Annotated in this window: 10 protein-coding genes; 6 read left to right on the forward strand and 4 right to left on the reverse strand. The window is 70.5% G+C overall.

Annotated features, from left to right (window positions below):
- Positions 1 to 202 precede the first annotated feature (202 nt).
- On the forward strand, positions 203 to 1,177 hold the full coding sequence (locus tag AVL59_RS16695) for a hypothetical protein (RefSeq protein WP_159399931.1): 975 nt from the start codon (positions 203 to 205) through the stop codon (positions 1,175 to 1,177).
- Between the two features lie 467 nt (positions 1,178 to 1,644).
- Here AVL59_RS16695 and AVL59_RS16700 read toward each other — a convergent pair whose 3' ends face one another.
- Positions 1,645 to 2,490, reverse strand: coding sequence for an SGNH/GDSL hydrolase family protein (locus AVL59_RS16700; protein WP_372450390.1), 846 nt, complete (start codon positions 2,488 to 2,490; stop codon positions 1,645 to 1,647).
- Between the two features lie 337 nt (positions 2,491 to 2,827).
- Between AVL59_RS16700 and AVL59_RS16705 the strand changes: the two genes are divergently transcribed.
- From AVL59_RS16705 to AVL59_RS16715, 3 genes are all read left to right on the forward strand, one after another.
- Positions 2,828 to 3,382 (forward strand): TetR/AcrR family transcriptional regulator, encoded by a 555-nt coding sequence (locus AVL59_RS16705; RefSeq protein ID WP_067317365.1) that lies wholly within the window; start codon positions 2,828 to 2,830, stop codon positions 3,380 to 3,382.
- Between the two features lie 324 nt (positions 3,383 to 3,706).
- Entirely contained in the window at positions 3,707 to 3,934 is a 228-nt protein-coding gene (locus tag AVL59_RS16710; RefSeq protein WP_067304850.1) for a hypothetical protein, read from the forward strand.
- A 401-nt stretch (positions 3,935 to 4,335) separates the two neighbouring features.
- On the forward strand, positions 4,336 to 5,526 hold the full coding sequence (locus tag AVL59_RS16715; protein WP_067317367.1) for a zinc-dependent alcohol dehydrogenase: 1,191 nt from the start codon (positions 4,336 to 4,338) through the stop codon (positions 5,524 to 5,526).
- A 113-nt stretch (positions 5,527 to 5,639) separates the two neighbouring features.
- Here AVL59_RS16715 and AVL59_RS16720 read toward each other — a convergent pair whose 3' ends face one another.
- From AVL59_RS16720 to AVL59_RS16735, 3 genes are all read right to left on the reverse strand, one after another.
- Positions 5,640 to 8,438 (reverse strand): SpoIIE family protein phosphatase, encoded by a 2,799-nt coding sequence (locus AVL59_RS16720; protein ID WP_067304853.1) that lies wholly within the window; start codon positions 8,436 to 8,438, stop codon positions 5,640 to 5,642.
- A 560-nt stretch (positions 8,439 to 8,998) separates the two neighbouring features.
- Positions 8,999 to 9,406, reverse strand: a complete 408-nt coding sequence (locus tag AVL59_RS16730; RefSeq protein WP_208870390.1) for a barstar family protein — start codon at positions 9,404 to 9,406, stop codon at positions 8,999 to 9,001.
- Positions 9,407 to 9,862: 456 nt separating this feature from the next.
- Complete coding sequence (locus tag AVL59_RS16735) at positions 9,863 to 12,712, reverse strand: AAA family ATPase (RefSeq protein WP_067304860.1); 2,850 nt, start codon at positions 12,710 to 12,712, stop codon at positions 9,863 to 9,865.
- A 458-nt stretch (positions 12,713 to 13,170) separates the two neighbouring features.
- On the opposite strand from AVL59_RS16735, the gene AVL59_RS16740 reads away from it, so the two are divergent.
- Both AVL59_RS16740 and AVL59_RS16745 read left to right on the forward strand, forming a co-directional pair.
- Positions 13,171 to 13,833: a phospholipase A2 gene (locus tag AVL59_RS16740; protein ID WP_079146734.1), complete on the forward strand. Its 663-nt coding sequence runs from the start codon at positions 13,171 to 13,173 to the stop codon at positions 13,831 to 13,833.
- A 333-nt stretch (positions 13,834 to 14,166) separates the two neighbouring features.
- Positions 14,167 to 16,830 carry a SpoIIE family protein phosphatase gene (locus AVL59_RS16745; RefSeq protein WP_079146735.1) on the forward strand — a complete coding sequence of 888 codons (2,664 nt, stop codon included), beginning with the start codon at positions 14,167 to 14,169 and terminating at the stop codon, positions 16,828 to 16,830.
- The last annotated feature ends 242 nt before the right edge of the window (positions 16,831 to 17,072 follow it).

The raw sequence follows: 17,072 nt of genomic DNA on the forward strand, positions 1-17,072 counted from the left end.
GTGTGCCGTCAGGCTGATGCGATGTGCCGATGCCGGCCCGCTCGACGGGAATGCGCTCCTCGCTCGGCCATTTGCCCGAGTGACTGAGTATGCGCTGGTCCGCAAGATGCGGGGGCGATCGTTTCGGGGCACCGTGGTGGGGCCGGGCCGGCCGTATGCCGGTCCGGTTCTTGCGAGCATCGCACTAGCCGAAGGAAACGTGATGGCCGTAGCCACAGACATGCTCGTTCCGGCGCTGCGTGAGGTCCGTAAGGCCGAAGCCGCGCTCGCCGACCGCTTCAGAACCCATGTCACCGTGACGCCTGCCGGGGAGTACCGGGAGATCCTGGAACGCCGCATGGGGGACGCCAGGGGCCACATGTACCTCATCGACGAACGGCTGAATTCACTGAAGCCCCATGGGCTGGCGGATACGGTCGCCGGGAATGTCTGGCACTTCACCAAGCAGGCGGCCCTGCTGCCTCTGGAGGTGGGCAGAGCTGTTCCGGGCGTCCTGATGCGGGGCCGGGGAACGGCAACGGCGCATCAGATGCTCAAGAACGTCGAGGAGGAGTACGCGCTCACCGCTTTCGCGGTGGCGATCTGCCGGGTGGCCGAACGGATCGCGCAAAAAGCCCAGGACGGCGTCAGTTCGGATCTGCTGTGCTCCATTCGCCATGACGGCGAGGAGACCCTGGAAGAACTCGGCCGCAGCCTCGAGCAGCACGCCGAGTCGGCGGTCGTGGCCGCCGAGGGCCTGGGCGCCGGCGGCGCCGCCCGGGCGATGCGCGAATGGGGCAACTGGCTACGGGAAACGGCCGAGCGCATGCCAGGGGTTCACCGGCTTTCGGGCGCACCGGCCGGAGCCCTCATGTCGGACATGGAACTCCCCATTTCCGACTACCGACGGCTCGGCACCAGAATGATCCTCGACCGGCTGCCGCAGCTGTCCCAGACGGATCTCGCCACGGTCGGTGTCTATGAGCGTTCTCATGCGGCCCGTCCCGCGGTCCTGGGCAGGATCGCGGACCTGCTCGGGCCCGAACCCTGGCCCGGCTACGACGCCATGCACGAGGACGAGATCCTCAAGCGGCTCGGTGAGGCCACCGAGCGCGTCACCCGGCGGGTGCTGGAGTACGAGCGCCGCCATCAGGCACGCTCCACCGTCCTCATGACGGCCGAAGGAGTCCCTGCCTGACCCTTGCCGGACCGACCGACCGACCGTCGGAGCCGCGTGCCGGGCCGGGTTCGGACGGCCCCCACGCCCTCGGGTTCACGCGCTGGGCCGCGTGGCTCGGGGGCGTCGGTGCGGCATTGCCGACGTGATCACAAGCGGCGAGTGCGCAGCGCCCGCAGAGCCTCAGGACCCGCATCACTGTGCCGGCGTGAGGGATCGGCAGGGCGGCGTCCCCGGACGAGAAGGGCACGAACGGCCGCATCGCTCTCGATCGCGGCCTGCCCCTTCTGGGCGACCAGCCGCATGCTGCTGCCGTCCGCGTCGGCCGTGACCAGGATGTCGTCGGTCCCCGGGACACGCAGGCGCGCTTCGATCCGGTACGCCTGGACATGCCGGAGGAGGCGGTTCCCGGAAGCACGGCCGTTCGCGCATCACTGCGCGAGCCGCCGCCGTCCCCGTGACCGGCCCGGTCGACGCGCGATTCCCCGTCAGTCGAGGCCGAGGACGATCGCGGCGCGCTCGGCCATGCGCTGCTCGCCGAGGGCGTTCGGGTGGACCGGGACGATGTTCTGTCCGAACAGGAGTGGCTCGATCCAGCGGCTGCCGGTGGGTTGGCACGCGTCGTGGCCGGCGGACGCCTGGGCGAAGTCGACGTAGGTGGCGCCCGTCTCCTGGGCGGCGCGCTCGACGACGGCGTTGAGGTGCGCCTGGAGCGCGTGCACGTAGGGCACGTCGCCGGAGGCGATGGGCAGCCGGACGAAGCACGACGGGTCGGCCGTGGGAGGCGTGATCCACGGGTAACCGAGCACCGCCACACGGGCGTTCGGTGCTTTGGCGCGGACGCTGCGCAGGGCGGACTCCAGCGCGGGATAGGTGTTCGCGTCGATCGCGTCGTCGAAGGAGGTGCCGTACCTGTCCTTGCAGGGGCTGCCCTTGCCACCGCTGAGGACACCCGCCGTGCCGCAGGCGAGCATCGCGTTGATGAAGGTGCCGTTGTCATTGCCGCCGATGGTGAGCGTCACCAGGTCGGTGTCCCGGGTGACCGCGTTCACCTGGGGCGCGACTCCGGGGTACTGGGACTGGGTGAAGTCCTTGGTCTGGGCGGCTCCGCAGGTGACGTCCTTCAGGCGGGCTCCCGTGCGGGCGGCGATGAGGTGGGGGTAGTTGGCGGTGGAGCGCAGGCAGAGCAGGTTGGTGAGGTCCACGGGGAGGACGCCCGAGGCGGCGCTGTAACTGTCGCCGAGGGCGGCGTAGTTCAGGGGCGCGGACGCGTGGGCGGTGGTGCCGGCGACGCCGAGGGCCAGGGCGCCGACCGTTGCGACTGTCGTGCTCATGACACGTTGGAATCCGTGCAAGGGCATGATGCTCTCTCTTCTCGGGACGGGTGCGCGGCGTGCGGGCAGGGCGATACCTGCGGGCGTGCCGGGATACGAGAATGCGGCGGCTCGGAGCAGGGGGAGGTGTCGGCCGGGGGGTACGGGCGAGACGGCGCACGCCGGCGGCCGGAGAGGATCGGTCGCGGGTCTGTCGCGGATTACTACGCGGTTCTACTGCTAGGTAATGTGCGGGCGCCGAGCGGCCCAGTCAACATTGTTGACCGAACTTCTTGAAACGCTCACCAGCCGCCGGCGCGAACCGGAGGCGGTCGGAGCGCCGCCTATGCTGTGCCGCATGTTGCCGACCGGATCCGGTTCGACCACCCGCGATGCCATCCACACCGCCGCCGCCCAGCTGTTCCGGGACCAGGGATTCGCCAGGACCACCGTCCGGCGGATCGCGGCGGACGCCGGGACCGACCCGGCGCTGGTGATCCGTCACTTCAAGACAAAGGAACTGCTGTTCCTGGAGACGATGCATCTGACCATCGACGACGCGCCGCTGCTCGACGTCCCGCTGGAGCAGCTGGGCGAACGGCTCGCCGAACTCCTTCTCGATCTCGACGGTTCCGCCCGGGGCATCTTCCTCGCCCTGGTCCATGGCAGCAATGAACCGCAGATCCTCGATCGACTGCGGAAGACGCACGAGGACGTGTTCATCGTGCCCCTGCGCAGCCGACTGTCGGGCCCCGACGCCGACCTGCGCGCACGGCTGGCGGCGTCGATGGCGGGCGGACTGCTGTACGCCCTCTGGGTGGCAGGGGACGAGCGCCTGCTGCGGACGGACCGCAAGGAACTCATCACGCGCTACGGCGCCCTCCTCCAGGAAGTCCTGACACCGCGTGGCTGACGCCCGGCATCGACGCGGCGGACGCCGCCTGTGCCGTGCATCGTGCGCAGGTCAAGGTCCCTTCTCCGGGTACTCGTGGTGTTGCGCTCCTCGTGAGCCGACGCCGGCGGTGGCAGTCGGGAACAGAGAGCCGGTAACTCGATGGGTCCGCCTGCCATCCAGCCGCGGTCTCGCTGGCCATGCGGACGTCAGGTAGGTCGCGGCCCTCATCCGGGGTGAGACTGGTGTCATGCCCGCACCCGTGATCGTCCGTCCGCCATCGCCGACAGGCCGTCTCCGGGTACGGGCTCGTGAGGAGAACCGGAACTGGGTGAAGGTCGGGCCATGACCGAGAGTCGCGTGATGGTGTTTGCGCCGTCGGAGCGCGGTGGCCGGCGGGTTCAGGTGGACGACGAGATCCTCGGCACGGCGTTCAGCCTGCACGATCTGGCGGCGTTCTTGCGGCGGGCCGGGCTGGAGGGCGTGGACGAGCTGGACGTCGCCGAGTCGTCGGTGATCGAGTGGTACGGGGGTGGACCGGAGGAGTGGCGGGGGACACCGTGGACGCCGTGAGGTACAGGTGGCCGCATTCGGCCACACTTGACCTACGGGGACCGGGGCGCCGGCGCTGACCGCATCGCGTCGGACGAGGCCGTTTCCGGACCACCCATGGCCGCCAGGACGCCGGTGTCCTCCAGTGCCGCGCTGCCGGGAGTACGACCGGCTCGTCGGGCCGGGGCTGCCGTGGCTGACCAGGGCGAACGCGACCGAGGGGCGTGTCGGCAGCATGTACGGGCAGCTCGCCGCAAGGCGCGGACGGATGCGTCCGCCGCGCGCTCGGGGCGGCGGCTTACGGCACTCGGGCGCGACCGCGGCCCAGCGGGGATTCGCGGCTGGTGCGCGCGGGTACCCGGCAGCCGCTGACCGGACACGGACAGGGGCATCGGCGCGCACGCGAGAAGGGGCGCGACACCATGAAGGCAGTCACTTGGCAGGGCAGGCGGGACGTGCGCGTCGAGGACGTGCCCGATCCACGGATCGAGGAGCCCACCGACGCCGTCATCCGCATCACGTCCAGCGGGCTGTGCGGCTCGGATCTTCATCTGTACGAGGTGCTCACCCCCTTCATGACCCCGGGCGACATCCTCGGCCACGAACCGATGGGAATCGTCGAGGAAGTCGGCGCAGGGGTGCCCGACCTGGTCGCGGGGGACCGTGTCGTGGTGCCGTTCCAGATCGCCTGCGGAGCCTGCTGGATGTGTCTGTCGGGATTGCCGACGCAGTGCGAGACGACCCAGGTCACCGGGGAGAGCATGGGCGCCGCCCTGTTCGGCTACACCCGCCTGTACGGTGCGGTGCCTGGCGCCCAGGCCGAATACCTGCGCGTCCCGCAGGCCCAATACGGCCCGATCAAGGTGCCCGAGGGCCCGCCGGACGACCGTTTCGTCTACCTCTCCGATGTGCTGCCCACCGCCTGGCAGGCCGTCGAGTACGCCTCCGTACCGCCCGGCGGCACCCTGGCCGTTCTCGGCCTCGGCCCGATCGGTGACATGGCCTGTCGTATCGCGTTGGCCCGCGGTGCCGAGCGGGTGTTCGGTGTCGACCTGGTGCCCGAGCGGCTGGCCCGGGCGAGTCGGCGTGGTGTCATGACGTACGACCTCAGGGCCTTCGACGACGAGAAGGCACTCGTCACCGCGATCCGCGACGCGACCGCCGGCCGGGGGCCGGACGCCGTGATCGATGCCGTCGGCACCGAGGCTCATGGCAGCGCCGCGGCCAGGCTCGCCCAGACGGCGTCCGCCCTTCTGCCCCGCAAGCTCAGCGGGCCCCTCGCGGAGCGCTTCAGCGTCGACCGGCTCGGCGCCCTCCACATGGCCATCGACCTGGTCCGGCGCGGCGGCACGATCTCACTCAGCGGCATGTACGGCGGCACGGCCGACCCGATTCCGCTGATCACCCTTTTCGACAAGCAGATCCAGCTGCGGATGGGGCAGGCGAACGTCCGCCGGTGGACCGATCGGATCATGCCTTACCTCACCGACGAGGACCCGCTCGGCGTCGAGGACTTCGCCACGCACCGGCTGCCGCTCGACGAGGCGCCGCACGCCTACGAGATGTTCCAGCGCAAGGAAGACGGCGCGATCAAGATCCTGATGCGGCCTTAGCCCGGTCACGGCCAAAGGGACAGGCCTCGGACCCTCACCGCGGAACCTGGCGACAGGCGTCCGGTGAACGGCGACCTATGCACCTTGCGTCCTGTCTCCGTCTCCACGTCGGCTCACAGATCGGGATCGTCGAACTGGTCGAGCAGGAAGTCGACCGGTGCGAGGCCCGAGGCGGCGGATGAGTCGTGAAGAGGCTGCTCCGTCCAGATGACCTTGCCGTGGGTGGTGTACCGCGTGCCCCATCGCTGAGCGAACTGCGCCACCAGGAACAGCCCCCGCCCGCCTTCGTCGGTGGTCGCCGCCCGCCGCAGGCGCGGCGAGGTGCTGCTCGCGTCCGACACCTCGCAGATCAGACTGCGTCCGTGCAGCAGCCGTACGCCGACCGGCGGCGAGCCGTACCGGATCGCGTTCGTGACCAACTCGCTGACGATGAGCTCCGTGGCGAATGCGGTCTCCTCCAGTCCCCACTCCAGCAAGGTCTCCCGGCAACGCGCCCGCACCGAGGGAACCAGCGCGGGGTCCGGCGGCACGTCCCACATGGCCACACCCGAGGGCGGGAACCTCCGGGTACGTGCCGTCAACAGCGCGATGTCGTCGCTGGAGTGCGACGGCTTCAGCGCGTCGATCACCGCCTGACACGTCTCCTCCGGCGTGCGGCCCCCGGACCCGTCCAGCGCCCGGCGCAGCCTCTCCAGCCCGACGTCGATGTCGTGGGTGCGGTCCTCCACGAGGCCGTCGGTGTACAGCACCAGTTGTGAACCCTCCGGCAAGGACAGCTCCACGGTCTCGAAGGGGTAGCCGCCCAGGCCGAGCGGCGCCGAGGCCGGCACGCCGGGACAGATGACGGTCCCGTCCGGGCGCACCACCACCGGCTCCGGATGCCCCGCACGGGCCATCGTGCAAGCCTGCGCCACCGGGTCGTAGACCGCGTAGAGACAGGTCGCGCCCGTCACGCCCTCCCCCTCGTGGCCTTCCGTGGCATCGCCCGTGTCCTCCTCGTTGTCCATGCGGACGACCAGGTCGTCCAGGTTCCCGAGCACCTCGTCCACGGGTAGATCGAGGGTGGAGAAGTTGTGCACCGCGGTACGCAGCCGGCCCATCGTCGCCGCCGCGTGCAGCCCGTGACCGACGACGTCACCCATCACCAGAGCCACTCGCGCGCACGGAAGCGGGATCACGTCGAACCAGTCCCCGCCCACCCCCGCCTCCGCGGGCAGATACCGCCAGGCCACCTCCAGCGCGTCCTGCTCGGGCTGCCCCCGCGGCAGCAGGCTGCGCTGCAGCGTCACCGCCATCGCGTGCTCCCGGGTGAACCTCCGGGCGTTGTCGATGGCCACCGCCGCCCGCGCGGCCAGTTCCTCCGCGAAGGTGAGATCCTCCGGCTCGAACGCCGGGGAATCCACCGTCCGGTAGAAGTTCGCCACGCCCAGCGGTACGTTCCGCGCCCGCAGCGGCACGGCCACCAGCGAACGCAGCCCGCACTCCAGGGCCTTCCTGGCGCGCTCCGGATCCTGTTCCCGCCAGCCATGTGCCTGCCGCAGGTCCGCCTCCAGCATGACCCGTCGTTCCTGCAGCGTCCGCATCTGCGGCGTTCGGCGCGAGAACGTGATCACTTCGCCCAGCGGATACACCGGGATCATCCGCTGCTCGCCGCCGATCGCAGCCCGGCGCAGATGCCGCCAGCCCTCCGCCGTGGGCTCCCACCCCCGCAGCACCGCTTCGAGCAGATCCACCGTCACGAGGTCGGCGAACTGCGGCACCGCCACGTCGGCCAGCTCCTGGGCGGTACGCTCCACATCCAGCGTGGTTCCGATCCCGACCCCGGCCTCGTACAGCAGCTTCAGCCGCTCCCGAGCGACCTCGGCCCGCCCCGAGACCGCCGCCAGCTCCGTGGTGTCCCGCAGGGTCACCACGCTGCCTCCCCGGTCGGCCTGCGGGTACGTCGGCCGCTTGTTCACCACCAGCAACCGGTCCCCTGCGAGATGCACCTCATCGGTGACCGCCTCCGGCGCCGACAGCAGACGCATGATCGGCTCCGGCAGTCCCAGCTCCCGCACCGGGCGCCCCCGGGCGTCCGCCGGCAGTCCCAGCAGCCGTGTCGCCTCGTCGTTGGCCAGCAGGAGTCGTCCGTCGGCGCTGGTGATCAGCACTCCTTCCCGCACCGCGTGCAGGACCGCGTCGTGGTGCTCGTACAGCTGCGCCAGCTCCTCCGGGGCCAGTCCCTGCGTCTGCCGCCGCAGCCGCCGGGACACCAGCGTCGTTCCCGTCACGGCCAGCGTCAGCGCCGCCGCGCCGCTGGCCAGGATGATCGGCAGCTGTGGCATCCACAGTCCCGCCACGTTCTTGACCGTGATTCCGGCGGAGACCAGGCCGACCACCTTTCCGTGCGAGTCGGTCACCGGGACCACCGCCTGCACGTCCGTCCCCTTGCCGGCGGGCAGAGGCGGCCCACCGGCCTGCTCGACGACGGTCCGGCCCTTCAGCGCCGGTGCGATGGTGCCGACGAACTTCTTTCCGATCTCGCTCGGGTAGGGATACGTGTAACGAATGCCCTCCGTGCTCATGGCGATGACGAAATCCACGCCCGCACGCTTCCGCGCCTCCTCGGCCCGAGGCTGGAGCACGGCTGTCGGATCCGGGCTCTGCAGCGCCTCGGCCACGCCGGGAGCGCTCGCGAACGACCGCGCCGCGACGATCGCCTCCCTACGTCCCTGCTGCACCGCGTCGTTTGCCGCCTGGAGCACCATGGCTCCCATCGCGGCCATGACCAGCAGGACCACGATCACGACCTGGAGGAGGAACACCTGACCGGCCGCACTACGCAGGTCCAGCAGGGGGGCGCTACGTCCGCGCGAGCGTCCGACGGGCGGATGATGTTCCGGGCCCCGACGGCGCCCGGAAAATACTTCCATACACCCTTGATAACACCGTTGCGAGGATGCCGACGCTGATCACGTCCGTCGCGCGGGTTGCAGTGTCCATGGCTCATCCCAGGACATCCTGACCTGGGCAGGAGCTTCCTGGGGGTGAATGGGTGCCGCCCGGAAGCGGAATCCTGAAGGCCGTATCCCGCTCCCCAGTTGGGATGAGGCGAGCGGCGCACTCGGCGTCGCTGGAGACGTCGCTGACCAGCAGGTCGGCCACGCTGAAGCAGGCGTAGACGGTCGGCCCCCGTGATGATGCGGTGCTCCCACGCGGGGAACGACGCCCAGTACGCGGCCTGCCAGGCGGCGGTCGCGGCGGCCATGACCGCGGTCCGGCCGTGTTCCGGGGCCGTGCCGCCTGCGCCCTGGCATCAAGCGCAGCGGCAGCATGCCGACGGTGCCACCGCCCCGAGCGGGTCCTGTTCCTTGATGCGGATCAGGCCGGTCACCAGGAGAAGGTCCCGGACGACCTGGTGCCAAGGGATGCAGACCTGACCGCGGTGTGCGGTAGCAGGCCGGCCGTCCGACGAGTCGGCTCCCGGCCTGACTCAGGGCCTGTCAGGCCCTACGAACGCCGAGGGCCCATCGTTTCCGTTCGTTCCCTGAAGGGATGGGACGGACGCGGCGTCGCAAGACATGACGACCACGAGCCTGCCGAGTTCGATGCCCTCGGGGCGCTGTGTGTAAGACCAGTACTGTCCGGCCCGAAACAGGGTCTCGAAGAGCAGCCGCCGTCCGGAGGCATCGCCCGGCAGCGCCTGATCTGCGGCATCGATGATCAGTACGTAGTGGTCCGCGGACAGCCACTTCAGATCGCGGAGACAGTCGGCGAGGGCATCCCAGTTCCACCCGAAGTGATCAGGCAGCCGGAGCCCGTCGTAGAACTGCTGGAAGACGGCATCCACGTCGCGCATCCTCCGGCCGTCGAGACGCGCCACATACGTCCTGCCGGTCACGGGAAGCAGCAGATCCACAGGCAGGGCGCCCCGCTCCGCCACCACATGCAGCCAAGGCACAGCGTGCGCCTCCACTGCGCCTCCCTATCCCGTCCATCGACCGACCCGGCAGCGGCGGCAGCCCAGCTGCGGAGTATAGATCGCAGCTGGCCGGGATCGAAGGCGTCATCGGTCAAGGTGGGCTCGGGCGAGGGGGCGGGCGCCGTGGTCCGTTCCGAGCCTTCGGGGAAGGGCGGTGACGGTCTGTCGGGGCAGTGCGCCTCCTCCGCGACGCCCCTCCGATGAAGGTGTTGCGGCCCGCCATCGCGTTGTCCCGCCACTTCGCAGGGTGTCGGCGGATTCGGGGTGCGGCCCTCGAAGATGGCGCGTGAAGCGACGCGGCTGCGGGATCGCCGGATCGCCCCGCGCCGAAGCACCTGCCGGGCCGGGCGAGCAGCGCATCCTGGCCGGGCGCGGCTAGCTGACGGCTTCCGGTGAAGGCGGCCCGCTCCGAGGACTGGGGCGTCGGGCGGCCGGCGAGCCCTGTGGGGGGATGTGGCCGGCGGCCAGTGCGGTGCTCAGATCGGCTCTGCCGTCGATGGCGAGCTTGCGGTAGACGTGCGTGAGGTGGAACTCCACGGTCCGTCGGCTGACGAACAAGCTGGTGGCGATGGTTTGGTTGTCCATGCCGTCGGCGGCGAGGGCAGCGATCCGTCGCTCGCGCTCGGTGAGGGCCCTCAGACCCGATTGACGTTTGCGGCGCGGGCGGGCTCCGGTGGCCAGCAGCGCGCGGTAGGCGCGTTCCGACAGCGGGGCGGCGCCCGACGCGTCCGCGAGGTCGAGGGCTTGGCGCAGTGCCGTCCGTGCCTCTGCGCGACGGTCGGTGGCGTGCAGCGCTTCGCCGAGGGCGGTGAGAGTCCGGGCGAGGTCGTGCCGGGCCGGTGTGTTCTGGAGGAGTGCGGCGGCCTCGGACAGGGTGGTCACGGCTTCGAGACCGGTCTGCAGGCGGCCGATGGTGCGCAGGCTCGTGGCGATGGCGCGGGGGCTGCCCCAGCGCCGTGCGAGCGCGAGTTCCGCGTCGGCCAGTTCCATGGCGGTGCCGTCGTCGCCGAGACGCTGGTGGACGCGTGCCGCGTGGGAGCGCCAGGGAACGAGAGCGGGGTTGTCGTAACCGCCGTTCCGCATCTGCCGCGCGCAGACGTCGAGTTCTTCCAGTGCCGTGTGATGGCGGTCGTGGGCGTAGTGGGTTCGAGCGCGTGCGGCGTAGAGAACCGCCCAGCTCCAGTGGTTGCCTGCGGGGCCCTGGTAGGAGGTGCTGCGAAGACGCTCGGCCTCTTCGGTCTCGCCCAGGTCGATCAGGGCGTTGATGACCTGAGCCGTGACATAGGGCTGATACCGCTGCCCGGGAGGTGTCAGGGCGAGAGCCTGTCTGCTGAGAGTCAGAGCCGAAGCCAGGTCGCCCATCCGGTGGGCGATTTTGGCGCGCATGGCCATGAAGAGGGACCGCAGGGGAGCCGGCTGGTCGTGGATGTCGTCGCCCAGGAGCTGGTCGCAGCAGTGTGCCGCGTCGGTGAGGCGGTCGGCGTGCAGCAGGGCGGTCGCCGCGAACGCGGTCGTGAGGGCGGGTTCCTCCCTCGGCCCGGGGCGGGCCAGCGCCCGGTCGGCGTATCCAGCGGCGGTGTGGGCGCACTGTCCGGTCAGGGTGGTTTTGAGAGCGAGGGCGGCCAGCAGCAGGCGCTGCCCGGGGCTGGAGCCGGCCAGGTCGTCGGCTATGCGGGCGCGGGCGACCCAGGCGTCGGCCATGTGCGGAGTCTCCTCCAGAAGGACCAGGAGACCCTGGGCCCACAGGCGGTACAGCGTCTCGCGGTCGTCCTCGCCGATCCGGCCGGCGAGCCTGTCCAGCAGGGCTACGGCTTCCTCGGCACGGCCGGTGCGGGCCAGCGCCTCGGCCAGATGAGGCACCAATGCCGTCTGTACGCCGATGTCCTGCTCCCCCTCAAGGACCGTGCGCAGGTGGTCGACGGCTGAGCCGGGAGCGAGGTGGACCTCGGTGATGCCCAGCACGGTCAGGAGTTGCGGGCGGTCGCCGGCTGCCGGCGGCTCCGCCAGGGCGCGGCGCAGGTACGCGCGCGCGGCGGGCGGATCGGGACGCTCACCTGCGACGCGGGCTGCCTCACGCAGGACCGGCACACGCCAGTCCTGGCCGTCCGGGGTGGTGCGCAGAAGCATGTCCGCGATCTCCGCCGGACCGGCGTCGAGATCGCGCAGTGCCTCGGCTGCCCGGGAACGCAGCTTGTCGAGAGTGTGCTCGCCGGCCTGTGCGGTGAGCGACTGCGCGATGACCGCACCGGTCAGCTGCCAGGGCGGGCCTGCGTGCAGCAGTCCGGCGTCTTCCAAGGCGGTGACCGCTTGGTCCGCGGTCGGCAGATCGATCCCGGTGGTGCGGGCCAGCAGCGGCAGGCCGGCAACACGGTCGAGGGCTGTGACCGCGGTGGCTGCCGCGGCCACCGCGGGAGCATGACGGTTCAACAACAGCGGCAGGGCTCGCAGCAGGGCGCGGTCGCAGACGCCGACCGCTTGCTCTCCCGTGATCCGCGCGGGCGGCGTGCCGGTACGGGAGAGGGCCTCGGACACGGCGTCGAGCAGTGCGGGGTTGCCCCCGGTGGCCTTGTGGCACAGCGCCGCGGCCCCTTCCCCGAGGCCCTGGCCGAGCCTGTCGGTCAGGTACTGCGCGGTGCCCTGCTCCGACAGCGGCAGCGGGTGCAGCCGGGGGAATTCCGGGCACGCCACCAGCTCGGCCGTCAGCACACCGCCCGGGGCGCCGGAGGCGGTACGGGTGGCCACGGCCAAGGCGATGCAGACGCCGTGCAGACGGCGGGCCAGGTAGGCCAGCCATTGCTGAGACAGATCGTCGGCGTGCTGGGCGTCGTCCACCAGCAGGGCCAGGGGAGCGCGGCGGGACAGACGCAGAAGCGCCAGGTACAGGTCATGGAACCGGTGGACGGGCGGGGCGTCGCCGTCATGTCCGGTGGGCGGCCGCACGGCGTGATGCCCGTCCAGCAGGCTGCGGTCCTCGTCGCTCAGGTGCGGGTCGAGCAACTGCCGCACCGTCGCCCACGGCACCTGGGCCTCCCGGGGACAGCAGCGGGCCCGCAGCACCCGCGCCTCCTGCATCCGGGCCAGTGCGGCGGCCTCCGCCAGAAGTGTGCTCTTCCCGGTGCCCGCGGGCGCTTCGATCAGTACGGCCGTGCCGTTCCCTTCGAAGGCCTGGCCGAGGACGAAATCCAGGGCTCGCAGCTCAGCGGCGCGTTCCACGAGAGGCGTCATGGTTCCTCCTGGCCGTTGCGCGAACCGTGCCCGCATCGAGGGGAAGCACGCCGGCCAGTGCGCACGCTGCGGGAAATCCCAAGCGTCGCAGCGTCGGCGGCCGTTCATGTACGCCGCCTTTGGCGTCGGGCCCGGTGGCTGCCCATCGTCACCCGTCAGGGCGTGCCACCAGAAGTAGCCAAGAGCCTTGACTAACCCAAGAAATGGTAAAGCGCGGGCAAATTTCGGAAGTCCCCTGCGGAATGCGGGCGCCATGGCCACGCGGGAGTTCCGCAGCTCGCTCCGTAGCTGTCCGGACCGGCCTCCGTAGGTCTGGGAAAGCGGCCGCACAGGATCTGCCGCAGGGTCGGACCGTATTCCTTGATGTGGCACTGACCTGCGACTTCTCATGCTTCTACGCCACTTTGGGGAGTCGTCCCGGCGGCCTTGCCGGCCGGCTCCAGTAAGGAGACACATTCATGCCAAAGCACCGTGCCGTGCGACAGCACCGTGCGGCCGCCGTGAGCGCTGCCCGGCGGGTTTCCGCCGGTGCCGCCGTCGCCGCCCTCGGCATCACCGGCCTCGTCGGGTTCGCGTCCACCGCTTACGCGGACGACGGCTCTTCTTCCGGCAGCGTCGAATTCCCCGACGACTCGCTCAACACCGAGGCGTTCAACCGCATCATGCACGAGCCCCTCGACGAATTCGCGCAGGAGGAACAGGCGAACAACCCCGCCGGTTCGAACGATCCCATCGTCGACGCCAACGGAATTCGCTGGGACACCGACGGCTGCTCCGACCCCACCGGCGAGTTCGGAGGCGGGGACGCGCGCATCGCCTGCGAGCGGCACGACGTCGCCTACCGCACCCTCGAGCAGAACGACCTGTGGAACGCGGACAGCATGAACGACGCCAACAGGAATTTCACCGACGACCTGAGCACACTCCAGCAGCAGGGAAGAATCAGTGAAACCCAGGAAGTCGGTCTCGGTGTCGGCGCCGGGGTCGGCTCCAATCTCCCGAGCTCGGCCTTCGGCTATGAGATCAACGGTCTACCCCAGTACGACGGCAGTACAGGCAGTCCCTTCGACGGTCAGGCCGACGCCGACGGCGTCTTCCAGCCTTCGGAAGGCGCACGGTAGGCAGGGACCGGCATAGCGTCGGCATCCTCCGCCGGCTGCGGCGGACGTCATGACCCGCCGCACCCGGCTTCTGTCCGCCCCTGACGACCAGCTGCGCACAGGAGATTCCCGGCCAGTCACAGGAGAAGGGCCTGGTCGGGCGAGTTCGTCCGTTACCCCACGGGCGAATGGCCGCGTGGTGTGGATTCACTGCCCAAAGCGCCCGGTAAACAGATCGGCATGGGCTGCAATCCACGCCGCGTGCACATTCCCGTCATCCGCTGGAGCGCAGGCGGGCGCTGCGTGGGCCGATGGCTCGGCGCCGTGCGGGCGCGCCGGAGTGTCGCCGGTCAGATGTTCATTCTTCAAGTGCTCATCGTCGTCGTGCTGGTCGCGGCGGCAGTGGTCGCCCTGGTCCTGCAAGCGCGGAACAGCCGCATGCGCGAAGCACGCGCCCAGGCGCTGGGCACGGCCGAAGCGTTCAGCCACGCCCCCGGACTGGCTGCCCTGCTGCGAGGCCCTGATCCGACGTCGAAGCTGCAGCCGCTCGCCGAGGAGATCCGCGGACACGGTGACATCGACTTCCTCGAGGTGACGAACGTGGACGGCATCCGCTACACCTACCCCCGCCCCAGTGGGATCGGGAAGAAGCTCCAAGGCTCCATCGAAACAGCGCGCAGGGGGCACCGGGTCATCGAGAGCGTCCACGAGCCGGTCGGAGAGGTCGTCCAAGCCGTGGTCGTCGTCAAGGACGGCGGCGACAAGGTCGTCGGCTTCGTGTCGGCCGGAATCACACTCGGCCATCTCAGCAGTGCCTTCAAGCGCCAACTGCCGGTTGTTCTCGGTGCCGGGGCCCTGGCACTGGCCCTGGCGACCGCCGGAACAGCACTGGCCGTCCGCCGGCTACGACGCCAGACCCACGGGCTCGGGCCGGAGGAGATGACCCGGATGTACGAACACCACGACGCGGTCCTGCACACCGTCCGCGAAGGCGTGGTGATCGTCGACGAAACCGGCACCGTTCTGCTCGTCAACGACGAAGCCCGCCGGCTCCTGGAACTGCCCCCGGACGCCGAGGGCCACCGCGTCGACGACCTCCCGCTCACTCCCCGGATGAAGCGGCTGATCCTCACCCGGGATCCCGTCGACGACGAGGTGACCCCCACCGACGACCGGCTGCTGGCCGTCAACAGTCGGCCCACCGACAGCGCCGGAGGCCCGCCCGGCAGCGCGACCACCCTGCGTGACACCACGGAACTGCGCACACTCGCCGGACGCGCGGAAGTAGCCCGAAGCCGCCTCAAACTGCTGCACGAAGCCAGCGTGACCATCGGCACCACCCTCGACGTCGAACGTACCGCCGACGAACTCGCGCAAGCCGCCACACCCGGCTTCGCCGACTACACCACCGTCGACCTCGCGGAGCCGGTCCTCGACGGCGACGAGCCCGCACCCGCCGCACTCGGCGCCGCGGTCAAGCTGCGCCGGGTGGCCCTGCGGGGCATCAGCGACGATCACCCCCTCTACCGCAAGGGCGAACTCGTCAGCTTCGCCGCACCCAGCCCTCCCGCCCGGGGCTTCTCCGGCGGTTCCTCGGTCCTCGTGGCCGACCTGCGCACCGACGCACACTGGCAGATGCAGGACTCCCAACGGGCACAGGGCATCCTCGACCACGGCTGCCATTCCCTGATCACCGTTCCTCTGCAGGCGCGCGGAATCCTGATAGGAGTCGCCAACTTCTGGCGCACACGGGAAGGCGGCCGCTTCGAGGAGGACGACCTGGCCCTGGCACAGGAGCTCGCCGCGCGCGCGTCGATCTGCATCGACAACGCCCGCCGGTACACCCGCGAACACAACACCGCGGTCACACTCCAGCACAGCCTCCTGCCTGGCAGCGTGCCCGAGCAGAACGCCCTCGACATCGCTCACCGCTACCTGCCCGCCCAGGCAGGCGTCGGGGGTGACTGGTTCGATGTCATCCCGCTGCCCGGCGCTCGCGTCGCCCTCGTCGTCGGCGATGTCGTCGGCCACGGCCTGCACGCCGCCGCCACCATGGCCCGCCTGCGCACCGCCGTACAGAACTTCGCGGCCCTCGACGTGCCACCCGACGAGCTCCTCGCCCGCCTCGACGATCTCGTCATGCGCCTCGACCAGGAAAACACCGCGGCCGGACGTGAACCCGTCGTGATGGGCGCCACCTGCCTCTATGCCATCTACGACCCCACCACCGGCATGTGCGACCTCGCACGCGCAGGCCACCCCTTGCCCGCCCTCGTCCGCCCCGACGGCACCGCGGACTTCCCCGGCCTCCCCGCCGGCCCCCCGCTCGGCCTCGGCGGCATGCCCTTTCAGGCCGCAAGGCTCAGCCTGCCCGAAGGGAGCAGCCTCATCCTCTACACCGACGGTCTCGTCCAGGGCCGCCACCGCGACATCACCACCGGCCTGACCGCCCTGCGCACCGCGCTCGCCCACGCCGGGCGCACACCACAGCAAACCTGCCGGGCCGTCCTGGACGCCCTGCCACCCACACAAGACAGCGACGACATCACCCTGCTCGTCGTCCGTACCCACCGCCTCGCACCGGACCGCATCGCCCACTGGGACGTCCCCACCGATCCCGCCACCGTCTCCGTCGCCCGCGCCAACGTCACCCGGCAGCTCGCCGAGTGGGGTGTCCCGGAAGCCGTATCGGCCGGCATCGAGCTCATCATCAGCGAACTGGTCACCAACGCCATCCGCTACGGCACCTCCCCGATCACCATGCGCCTGCTCTACGACCGTGTCCTCACCTGCGAAGTCTCCGACGCCAGCAGCACCGCACCTCATCTGCGCTATGCGGCCGACGACGACGAGGGCGGCCGGGGCCTCTTCCTCGTCGCACGCCTCTCCGAACGCTGGGGCACGCGCTACCCGCCCAACGGCAAGGTCATCTGGGCCGAATGCTCCCCGCACACCACCGAGGAACGGCCGCCGCACGGGGGACCGCTGATCGACGTCGATGACATCCCCGCGATCTGACTCGGTGCCGTGAAGGATGGTCGCAGGGAGCCGTGCGCGCGGAATGTCCCTTGAACAGTCGGCCCCACGGCGTTCGGATGCCGGAGGTCAGCAGACTTGAGGAAGTCCGGTGCAGTACCGCGTCCCCGAAGCGGCGGGGAGCCGCGCGACCAACCATCCACGGCCCGAGGTCGAACGACCGTACCTCCCGCGGAGCGCCGAGCGCTCCGGTGGACCTCCGTCTCCGCCGTGCGGCGGAGACG

It is taken from the genome of Streptomyces griseochromogenes, assembly GCF_001542625.1.
In the GTDB taxonomy this organism is placed as follows: Bacteria; Actinomycetota; Actinomycetes; order Streptomycetales; family Streptomycetaceae; genus Streptomyces; species Streptomyces griseochromogenes.

Coding starts and splice junctions, on each gene's coding strand:
- AVL59_RS16695 (WP_159399931.1), top strand. CDS start 203: ATGGCCGTAGCCACAGACATGCTCGTTCCGGCGCTGCGTGAGGTCCGT.
- AVL59_RS16700 (WP_372450390.1), bottom strand. CDS start 2,490: ATGAGCACGACAGTCGCAACGGTCGGCGCCCTGGCCCTCGGCGTCGCC.
- AVL59_RS16705 (WP_067317365.1), top strand. CDS start 2,828: ATGTTGCCGACCGGATCCGGTTCGACCACCCGCGATGCCATCCACACC.
- AVL59_RS16710 (WP_067304850.1), top strand. CDS start 3,707: ATGACCGAGAGTCGCGTGATGGTGTTTGCGCCGTCGGAGCGCGGTGGC.
- AVL59_RS16715 (WP_067317367.1), top strand. CDS start 4,336: ATGAAGGCAGTCACTTGGCAGGGCAGGCGGGACGTGCGCGTCGAGGAC.
- AVL59_RS16720 (WP_067304853.1), bottom strand. CDS start 8,438: ATGGAAGTATTTTCCGGGCGCCGTCGGGGCCCGGAACATCATCCGCCC.
- AVL59_RS16735 (WP_067304860.1), bottom strand. CDS start 12,712: ATGACGCCTCTCGTGGAACGCGCCGCTGAGCTGCGAGCCCTGGATTTC.
- AVL59_RS16740 (WP_079146734.1), top strand. CDS start 13,171: ATGCCAAAGCACCGTGCCGTGCGACAGCACCGTGCGGCCGCCGTGAGC.
- AVL59_RS16745 (WP_079146735.1), top strand. CDS start 14,167: ATGTTCATTCTTCAAGTGCTCATCGTCGTCGTGCTGGTCGCGGCGGCA.